Below are 9,270 nucleotides of genomic sequence, written 5' to 3'. Positions count from 1 at the left end.
ATGCTCGTCTGCGGGCCGGTCACCCTCGAGCTCCCATACCACACATGAGGTCATCCACATTCATGGCAATAGAGCCATTTTCGCCAACCCGATCCCGGGGGAATCTTGCGGGGAGCCGCCAGGTCGGTAATACGCATCGTGTCGGATACGGAATCACGGAACTGGAGCCCCGCCGACGGATCCCCCCGTCCGAGCGCACCTTCGTCCGAGATATTCGGCTCATTCCAGGGCGTCGTCACGATCGCGATGCTAACACGTTCTGCGACACCGTGTTTGCGCGATCAGAAACGCTCACGCAGTTAACCGGAAACCGGGGCTTCCCCCATTCCATGACGTTTAGTTTCTGCACGGTTGTGGCCACCCGGGTCACACCACGCGCCGATACGAATACCATTCCTCGCCGGCGGGGAGCCGACGGATGAGCCGCTGCACCGCTCCGCTGATGTCGGAGCGCGATCCGGGCGCGACCATCTGGTACCGACGCCGGCCCGACATCACGTTCTCGACACACAGGCGGCCCGCGGGGGTGTCGATGAGCGTCACCGCGGTATGGCCGACGTGGGTGCGCGCGTACTGCTCCGGCCCGACCCCGGTTTGCAGCGCCACGATGGACGCGTGCGCGGACTGCGCGGGGTCGGCGGCCATGGTGACGATCTGCAGTTGGTCGACGTCGAGTCGCTGGCCGACCAGAAACGATCGCAGGCCGGCGGCGTCGCGCACCGACCCCAGCAACTGCTCGGTGTCGAGGGTGACCGGCCGCAGCGGTGCCGCCTCGGCGACGCCGCACAGCCGCTCGACCTGTCCCACAACCAGTTCGGCGGCGCCGCTCTCGTCGGCTGCGGCCCCGGCCGGGTACAGACGCACGAGTTCGCCGTGGCGTTCCAGGACCACCCACCACGTCGCGAATCGGCAGATGGACGCGCGCGTCGGCTCACGGCCCGGAACGCCGATGTGCACCAACAGCGCCAGATCCCGGCGCAGCAGAACGGTCAGCCATTCGCGGATCATGGAATCGACGTTGCCGTGTTCGTCGAGTGCGCCGGCGGCCGTCAGTTCGGCGGCCACGGGGTGACGTAGCGCGCGCTCGGGGGTGTCGAGCCGCGGCAACAGCGGCCGCAGACCCAGTTCGGGACAGGTCTGCTCCAGGCCGGCCACCGCCTGCAGTACCCACAAACCGTCGACTGTCGTTGTCAGCATGCGTCTTTCGCTTCCACCGGCGAGCACGACACGTGGTGGTGGGGCACCCGCGCTCGGCGCGCCCGCCCCACCTTCACGCGAGGTCTCGGTGGGAAGACTCAGAACAGGCCGGCGATGGACTGGTCGGTGCTGATCGCACCGTCCAGCACGTGGGAGGTCGTCTGCCCGTGCTGGCGCACCGTGTCGATGAGCCCCTGCAGCCCCGACAGCATCTGCGCCTGGGCCTCGAAAAACCCTGCGGCACCGTGGCCGGCGAAGAATTCCTGCAGCGCATTCGTCCGGTTGGCTGTGTCGTCGTAAATGGCCTGCAGCTGGCCTGCGCGCGCACCCACGTCGGAGGCGAAGTCGGCGACGGCGCCCGGGTTGTACGTGATCGGATTTGTCATAGTGAACTCCTTTTTCGGAAAATCGGTTGGCGGAATACGGGTCAGGATCCGGCGTGACCGAACAGGGCGGTGAAGGCGTGGGAGGAGTCCGCCTCGTGCGCTTCCATCAGGGCCGCCGCCTGCTTCAGGCCCTCGGCCAGGCGCGTCCCGCCGGTCAGGACCTTGTTGAGGTCACCCGCGACCTCGGTGGCGGTCACGTGGGACGCGGTCACGGCGTCGCCGGACCAGGTCGCCGGATTCATGACGTTTTCCTGGTTTGCGACATAGCCCTGGGCGATCGCGATGGCGTGCTCCATATTCGCCTGAATGGCGTTTGACGTATCGCGCAGCATTTGTGGCGTTACTTTGATTGTCACGGAATTCTCCTTCTCCGGTTGGCTGCCCCCCATATGGCCTGGGGCATGGAGCGCAGTGTATGGCGGCTATTTCGACCTGTCGATTCACCCTTTCGCCGGGCCGGCTTCACACGCGATCGTCGACAACGCGCACCGTCGCGGGCTGTTCGGATTTGTCGCGGGCCCCGCGCTGGCCCCCCGCTGCATGGCCGACCGGCATCCCGCCCACGGGGGTCCCGCCGACCGTCGTGGTTTGCGGGCGCAGGGTCTCCGCGCCCAGTGCCCCGCTGGGCCGCAGTCCCACCGGCCGACCGCTGGTGCCGCTCTCGAACGCACTGACGGGCCGCGTGAAGCTGGTCGCGGACATGCCCGCGCCGGTCAACGATGCGCTACCGCCCGCGCCGGCCGACGCGCCGGCCTCGGCTGCCGAAAGTCCTCCGGTCGCCGAAACCGCCGAGGCCGCCGGCCCTGCACCGCTCATACCCATCCCGGCGGGATTGGCGAACATGCCCATCATCGACTGCAGCGGCTGCATTCCGCTCATCGGAGCCTGCATCATCTGCATGGGGGCCTGCAGCGCCTGCGGGACCGCCCCCATCATCGACTGCAGCGGCTCCATGAACGTGGCGGCCTGACTCCCGAAGTCCTGGCCGGCCGAGGCGGACTGGCCGGCGCCGCCGGTGCCTGTCGAGACACCTTGCAACGCGGCGCGCATGCCGTCGCCGGCCGCGGTGTCCGCCGCCGCCTGGCCGACCGCCGACGCCGCCTGCGCCGGAGCCGCCGGTGAGGCGCCCATGGCCGCGACCGGCGGTGGGATCGCCAGGCTTTCGGCCAGCGCCGCGAGGATCCCGCCGTAGGACGCGCCGACCGAGGAGTTGACGGGCCACATCACGCCGAAGTACTCCACGTCCAGCGAGACGATGCGCGGCGTGAGCGCCCCGAGGACCAGCGGGTTGATGCCGTTGTCGACTCCCCATTCGGCCCGGTTGGCGATGCATTCGGGAGCCGGACGCATTGCGGCGTTGGCCGTCTCGTACGCGGTGATGGCGGCCGAAACCACCGCCGGCTTCACGTCGACCCAGCCGGCGAGCCCGTGCAGCGACGCGTTGAGCATGGTGACGGTCGCCGCAGAGGCCGCCGACCCGGCGCCCGTCCAACTCGCCGACGTCGCGGCAGTGTTGATCGCCGACGCGATACCCGAGGCGTGGTGCGTGGCTGCCAAGGTTGTCCAAGCGGTCTGGTTGACCAGATGCGTGCCCACCCCGGTCCCTGCCTTGAGCAGCATGTCGTTGTCCTCAGGTGTGCGCGCAGCCCACCCCGGATCAGGCATGCGTTTCTACCCCCGTCAGGTGGCCAAGGTCGCCGCACGCGCCGCCTCGGTGGTGACAGCCACCCCGGAAGCCATGCTCTGTGCGCCGGAGAACAGGCCGCGCTGGGCCGCGTGCTCAGAAACCATGCCCAGGTAGCCGGCGCCGCACGCGTTGAGCGCGGCCGAGAACATTGCCGAGTCGGGGTCTGCGCCCATCGGTGTCGTTCCGATCAGGGCCGGCGCCGCCGCGGACGCCGCCGCCTCGGTTTCCGCGCCGATCGCCGACTCGGCACCCGCCGACGCCAGCACGGCCTCAGGCTGGACGAAAAACGTCATCATCCCCTCCGAACTGTCGAGCGCGAGAGCCTCCCCTGGTGGGCAGTGTAGTGCGGCTCGACCGATCTTGTATGCACGTGTGTTAGAGAACCGACTCGGCCGCTACCAATTCGTCAAGCGAACGGCCTCATAATTGTCGGCAGCGTCAACGCGGGTCTTTCCCGGCTGCGACGGAATCGCGAGCGTAGCACTCCTGACGCCCGCCGGCATCCGGAATCGTTTATTCGCGCCTCAACGAGCGCCGGGTGTCGCGAACCCCGCGCAATCGCTTTGCTGACCAGCGGATTTGAATTGCCGATACACCGTGAATCCTATTTGGCCGTCGCGAATTCGGGCAAGGAACTACTCGAGGCCAGCGATGAGATCGTCGTACTGCTCTTCGAGCACTGCGAGCCGCGAACCGTGCCATTCGGTTGAACTCGTGTGCAATATCCGCAAAGTAAGCACCGAGAGCCGATCGACGATCATGGCGGGGGTCTCGGTGTGCAGCGGTGCGCTTCGGTCCGGATCGAACCACTCCAGCAGCGTTGCGTCGATGTTCTCGATGGCGGCATTGCGGCGTGCGTTGAGGTCGTCGATGGCGCGTTTTCGGCGGGCCACCTCGCGGTCGCCGACGCCGGGGCGACGAACGGCGTCTTCGTGATGCCACAGGCCGAAGTTCATCGCATGCAGCCGCAGCGCCTGCGCTGCGATGCTCTCGTCAGTGCATGCGGCAACGGGATCTGTGCAGTGCCAAGACAATGCGGTGTCGTAGAACTGGTGCACCGCGTTCAGAAGGTCCGTAGCGGCCGCATCGTCGGGCCGCGACGCAGACCCGCCACTCCCCTTCACCTGGCGAAGTTGGCTGCAAAACTCGGCGTAGGTGATTGCCAGATGCCCGAAATAGTCGCGCGGGGCCAGCCCGGCCCGCGGGGCGAACACCAGGTCGATGGCCGGTCGCGGCGGCCGCTGATCGGCGCGCAGCGGCGATTCGTCAATGTCCACGATTACGGGCTCTTCACAGTTGAGGGTGTAGAGGTTGTGGGCGCGTCGTTGCTTGGTTAGGGGTCGAGGTCTTCCGAGGATGAGGGTTCTGCCGCCTTGATGAGCTTGGGCTGGAGGTGACCGGGCAACGGCTGGAGTCTGATCGTGCAGTGTTGGCGTGTCGGATCGCCGAGAACGATCCATGGTGTCGGCGCTGCGGGGAGCAGGGCACCCCGCGAGACAGCGTGACCCGTCAACTGGCCCATGAACCCCTTGGGCGGCGGCCGACCACGTTGCTGGTCACGATCCGCCGTTACCGGTGCGCGGGCTGCGCTCATGTGTGGCGCCAGGACCTCAGTAGCGCAGCCGAGCCGCGGGCCAAGCTATCGCGGCGCGGCCTGCGGTGGGCGTTGGAAGCAGTTGTGTGCCAACACCTGACCATTGCCCGTGTCGCTGAAGGGCTCGGGGTGTCATGGAACACCGCCAACGCCGTCATCGATCGCCGGGGTCTTCCCGTGCGTGGTCTCGGTCTCGATCTCCACGTCCTCGACCACCGTGTGCTGGCTCCCCGGGCCCACCGCGAATCCGTGCTGCCGGCGAGCTCTGCTCAAGGGACTGGGCCGCAAGATCACCGCGGCGCCGGTGAACTCCGCAGAGCGGCATGCCCTTGTCGACGATTTGCTGATCGAGCTCGATATTCATTTTCGCATCGAGGACGACCTGTACTACCCGGCCCTCAAAGAGGCCACCAAGCTCATCGCGATTGCCCATGCGGAGCATCGCCAGGTTGTCGACCAGCTTTCCGTGCTGATCAAAACCCCGCAGACTGCGCCTGGATATGAGGCCGAGTGGAATTCCTTCAAGACTGTCCTCGAGGCGCATGCCGACGAAGAAGAACGCGACCTGATTCCCGCTCCTCCCGAAGTGCACATCAGTGACGCAGAGCTCGAGGAGCTGGGCGACAAGATGGCCGCGAAAATGGAGCAATACCGAGCCTCGGCTGTACACAGGTTGCGCACGAAGGGGCGGGCCGCGCTCGTACGCGCCCTGTGACCGGGTTACCCGGTCCGGCGGCCGATCGGGGGTATCGTCGCGTCGCCCGCGAAGAAGCGCAGCTACGAATTCAGTGCCGACCGTACCGCCGCAGCACCCGCTGTCGACCGAAGCGCAACCGGCCGGTCGCCGACCCCGAGGAGGCCGCCACGACCTGGACCCGGGTCTTCAGCTGATGCACCCTAGTTGCTCGGTTTCGTGCGCCCACTCCACGACACTGGCGAGCTCACGCCGCGGCGTTGGCGGCAGGGGATCCGCGTTGTCTGGTGCCCAGCCCAGCCGCAGCAGCATCTGGGGATGTCCTTCGGCGGCCAATATGTCGGAGCGGATTGCGTCGCGGGTTATCGGGATTTCCAGGGGTTCGGTGATCGGGCAGGTGGCCAGTCCCCTCGCCGTTGCGGTCAGCAGTAGTGCGCTGGCCGCCTCGCCGGCGCGAAGTTGAGCCAGACGGTCGTCAGTCTCGGTGGCCAGCACCAAGATGACAGCTTTGTCATCGGCGGGCGAGGCGCCCGGCGGCTGCGGCAGGCCCGCCCCCGCGAAGATGCGTCCAGGCACTGGTGCGCCGCAGTCATGCTCGGGGACGCTGCGGGCTGGCACACCGGCCCGTGATCCGTATCGCCCACTCCACCTGGTGAGCTCGACGAGGTAATCGCGGTCAGTCGCGTGAGCCCGCGCAGCTTGCTTGACGATCTCGCGCAGTTGTTCCATGGCGTCGACCTGGCGCAGCATGACCTCCATCCGAGCGGCTTGGGCAGCCATCGAGGCGATATCACCGGCCGCAACCGGGCGAGCACTGTAAATGCGCCGATCGGTTCGGCGTTGCGTGATTGCCGCTGCCAGGGTGAGGTCGACGCGATCGGGGGCGTGTGGGTACACCTCGATAGTCGCGAGGTGGCTAGGGTCGTCCGGATCAGGTAAGCGATGCACGCTGGCATGCCAACCCATCGCCGCCAAGGCAATGACGCAATGGTTAAGCGTTGCAGCGCAACTCAAAATCAAGTCCCGGCCATCGGGGTCGGTCTTGGGTAGCTGCATGCCCGAATCGGAGTGCAAATGCAGGCTTGTGCGATCCACTCGCCACCGCCACGGCTGCGTGTTGTCGATGGAAGGTGCCCGGGTAGCCAGCGCCAGTACCGCGCGGATCACCTGCGTATCCGGGAAAAGCGGGGTGTTCATGGCGACCGGGTCTTTGGCTGCTTTCGCACCAGCACGTCGCGCGACCACATCGCCGATACCAGACCACGACGGCCCGCTATCTCTACTGCATTCGCGATGGCCTTTGGCCGTCCCTGTGGTGTCCAACACGACCACCTCCGGTTTTCTCTTGTGCCCCAGGGCTTCAGCCTCTACCCGCACTCGCTGCGTGAAGCCCGACCTCTTGTGCTCAGCACTGTTTAAAGGAATAATATCCGCTAAATAATCGATAGGCAACTGGCGAGAGGAACTTGGGCGATGACGACGACGTTCACGAGATCAGGTGAACCCAGACCGCCGGGCGCGAGGCGGCGGCACCGGCGACGTGTCCCCGAGTTGGTGCGCCGGCACGGCGTGGCGCGATCCTGCCGGTGGCTGTGCTGGCGCGCCGCATGTGACCGCATGACCGGCCCAGGCTTGGCGACTTTTGGTCCTGCTGTCGAAACCGATGCCCCAGGGCGACTGGCGTTGGCCCAAGTTGCCTATAACGGCGGGAGGTGGTGGTCGTGGACCAATTGACAACCCTTGACGCAGGTTTCCTCAAAGCAGAAGACGCCGATCGGCATGTCAGTTTGGCAATCGGTGGCTTGGCGGTCATCGAGGGGCCGATCCCGGACCGCGATGCGCTGATGGCGACACTGGCGCAGCGAATCCGTGCATGCCCCCGGTTCGGACAGCGTCTGCGAACGCGCCCGTTCGACTTTGGTGCACCCGAATGGGTGGCCGATCCGGACTTTGATCTCACCCGTCATGTACGGCATATCGCACTACCGCGGCCCGGAGACGACCGAGAGTTGTTCCACCTGGCTGCCGACGTGATTTCGCGGCGCCTTGACCGGGATCGACCGCTGTGGGAAATCTGGATCATCGAAGGCCTCAGCGACAACAGGTGGGCAATGCTCACCAAGATCCACCACTGCATGGCTGATGGAATCGCCGCCACCCACGTGCTCGCCGGCCTATGCGACGACGGCATCGGCCAAGGCTTCGCAAGCTACATCCGTGCCGCCAAAGAGCCCGGGGTACAAGGACTTCTGCAGGGCATACCGGGCGTGAATCCCTTCAGCGTGCTGGGTGGCCTGTGGAATGCGTCTGCTGCCGTCACTGCCACCGCTGTCCGCACAGCGTTGGGTGCTGCCGAGATCGCCGCCGGTCTCCTCCGCCCCACCACGACGTCACTGAACGGGCCGATCGCCAATTTGCGCCGCTATAGCGTCGCGCGAGTTCCCCTGGCCGACATCGCGCAGGTGTGCCAGGCATTCGACGTCACCATCAACGATGTCGCACTGGCCGCGATCACGGAGAGCTACCGCAACATCCTCGTCCAACGGGGCGAAGAACCCTTGCCCGATGCGCTTCGCACCCTGGTGCCGGTATCGATGCGCTCCGCCGAGGCGATCGATAAAACCGACAACCGCGTCTCGTTGATGCTGCCGTACCTACCGGTCGACGAGCAGAACCCGGTGCAACGGCTACGGATCGTCCATTCCCGATTGGATCGCACGAAGTCGCACGGGCAACACCAGGCGGGTCACGCATTCGTGTCAATCGCCAATCGCATTCCCTTCCCCCTGACCGCATGGGCGGTCGCCTTATTGATCCGGCTGCCGCAGCGCGGCGTCACGACGTTGGCAACCAATGTCCCCGGTCCTCGTCAACCGCTGCAACTCATGGGGCAACGGGTGCTCAGCGTCTTCCCGATCCCGCCGATCGCGATGCAACTGCGAACCGGGGTGGCAATGCTCAGCTACGCCGAGGACCTGTTCTTCGGCATCCTCGCCGACTACGATACGGTGGCCGATATCGACGCATTGGCCCGCGGAATCGAAGTCGCGGTGGCACGCCTGGTGGCGATCAGCAAGAAGCGCAAGACCTTACGCGGCCGCCGAGGAATGTCACTCGTCGGCAACGTCTAGGGCCACGACCGCAGTAATGAAGCCAAGACCGCACTGCGGCATATGCTTTGTGACCAGGAAGGAGTCAACCCGATGGACAAGATCTCGCTTACCGCTCTGGCGCGCGAGCAGTTGGCGGCCGCGCACCGGGCCGCCAGCGGCCGCAGCGCACACACGGTGTACGGCGGTCACCAACACCAGCCTGCGGCAAACCATGGTTGCCTTGACCGCCGGAACAGCGCTCTCCGACCATGACAGCCCCGGAGAGGCCACCTTGCAGGTGCTGCAGGGCCGGGTCCGGCTCACGTCGCCGGAGACCAACTGGGACGGAGCCCCGGGCGATCACCTGGTGATCCCGTCGAGCCGGCATGGCCTACATGCTGTCGAAGACTCCGTTGTTCTGCTGACCGTCGTCAAAAGCCCTTAGCCGACACCAATTAAGCCGAGCTCATGGGCGTGGTCTTTGTCTCGTCTCGCCACCGCACCGAAGCGCATTGCCGCCGGTGCACAGTGGTGATGACAGCTTTACTAAGGCGATCGTAAGTAAGTCGAGTCACGCCGCGATGTAGGCCAAATTCGGGTCACGGAAAAATCCCTGGACC

9 protein-coding genes and 3 pseudogenes are annotated in these 9,270 nt (G+C 66.0%); 4 read left to right on the top strand and 8 right to left on the bottom strand.

The window, feature by feature from the left end; translation table 11 throughout:
• Nucleotides 1–68 precede the first annotated feature (68 nt).
• The 7 genes and pseudogenes from FPZ47_RS24975 to FPZ47_RS24945 all read right to left on the bottom strand — a co-directional run.
• Nucleotides 69–239 (bottom strand): annotated as a pseudogene (locus FPZ47_RS24975) (MinD/ParA family ATP-binding protein); the annotation flags it as partial.
• A 127-nt stretch (nt 240–366) separates the two neighbouring features.
• The gene (locus FPZ47_RS24970; RefSeq protein WP_144956456.1) at nt 367–1,197 is read right to left on the bottom strand and encodes an ESX secretion-associated protein EspG; all 831 of its coding nucleotides are present in this window, start codon (nt 1,195–1,197) and stop codon (nt 367–369) included.
• A 98-nt stretch (nt 1,198–1,295) separates the two neighbouring features.
• Complete coding sequence (locus FPZ47_RS24965; RefSeq protein WP_144956457.1) at nt 1,296–1,583, bottom strand: WXG100 family type VII secretion target; 288 nt, start codon at nt 1,581–1,583, stop codon at nt 1,296–1,298.
• A gap of 41 nt (nt 1,584–1,624) precedes the next feature.
• Nucleotides 1,625–1,972 carry a WXG100 family type VII secretion target gene (locus tag FPZ47_RS24960; RefSeq protein WP_144956458.1) on the bottom strand — a complete coding sequence of 116 codons (348 nt, stop codon included), beginning with the start codon at nt 1,970–1,972 and terminating at the stop codon, nt 1,625–1,627.
• A gap of 73 nt (nt 1,973–2,045) precedes the next feature.
• Nucleotides 2,046–3,248, bottom strand: a complete 1,203-nt coding sequence (locus FPZ47_RS24955; protein ID WP_144956459.1) for a PPE family protein — start codon at nt 3,246–3,248, stop codon at nt 2,046–2,048.
• Between the two features lie 15 nt (nt 3,249–3,263).
• On the bottom strand, nt 3,264–3,563 hold the full coding sequence (locus tag FPZ47_RS24950) for a PE domain-containing protein (protein WP_144956460.1): 300 nt from the start codon (nt 3,561–3,563) through the stop codon (nt 3,264–3,266).
• Between the two features lie 342 nt (nt 3,564–3,905).
• Nucleotides 3,906–4,484: a DUF4254 domain-containing protein gene (locus FPZ47_RS24945; RefSeq protein WP_168209564.1), complete on the bottom strand. Its 579-nt coding sequence runs from the start codon at nt 4,482–4,484 to the stop codon at nt 3,906–3,908.
• A 149-nt stretch (nt 4,485–4,633) separates the two neighbouring features.
• On the opposite strand from FPZ47_RS24945, the pseudogene FPZ47_RS24940 reads away from it, so the two are divergent.
• Nucleotides 4,634–5,014 (top strand): annotated as a pseudogene (locus FPZ47_RS24940) (ISL3 family transposase); the annotation flags it as partial.
• 115 nt (nt 5,015–5,129) lie between these two features.
• Nucleotides 5,130–5,579 carry a hemerythrin domain-containing protein gene (locus FPZ47_RS24935; RefSeq protein WP_144956464.1) on the top strand — a complete coding sequence of 150 codons (450 nt, stop codon included), beginning with the start codon at nt 5,130–5,132 and terminating at the stop codon, nt 5,577–5,579.
• Between the two features lie 168 nt (nt 5,580–5,747).
• On the opposite strand, the gene FPZ47_RS24930 is transcribed toward FPZ47_RS24935, so the two are convergent.
• Nucleotides 5,748–6,755: an Acg family FMN-binding oxidoreductase gene (locus tag FPZ47_RS24930; RefSeq protein WP_144956466.1), complete on the bottom strand. Its 1,008-nt coding sequence runs from the start codon at nt 6,753–6,755 to the stop codon at nt 5,748–5,750.
• Nucleotides 6,756–7,279: 524 nt separating this feature from the next.
• Here FPZ47_RS24930 and FPZ47_RS24925 point away from each other — a divergent pair.
• Both FPZ47_RS24925 and FPZ47_RS24920 read left to right on the top strand, forming a co-directional pair.
• On the top strand, nt 7,280–8,689 hold the full coding sequence (locus FPZ47_RS24925; RefSeq protein ID WP_144956467.1) for a WS/DGAT/MGAT family O-acyltransferase: 1,410 nt from the start codon (nt 7,280–7,282) through the stop codon (nt 8,687–8,689).
• Between the two features lie 72 nt (nt 8,690–8,761).
• A pseudogene (locus FPZ47_RS24920) lies at nt 8,762–9,095 on the top strand (cupin domain-containing protein).
• Nucleotides 9,096–9,270 lie beyond the last annotated feature (175 nt).

This window comes from Mycobacterium helveticum (genome assembly GCF_007714205.1).
GTDB classification, from domain to species: domain Bacteria; phylum Actinomycetota; class Actinomycetes; order Mycobacteriales; family Mycobacteriaceae; genus Mycobacterium; species Mycobacterium helveticum.
The sequence above is the reverse complement of the archived record's forward strand: the minus strand, read 5'-3'. Positions and strand labels throughout refer to the sequence as shown.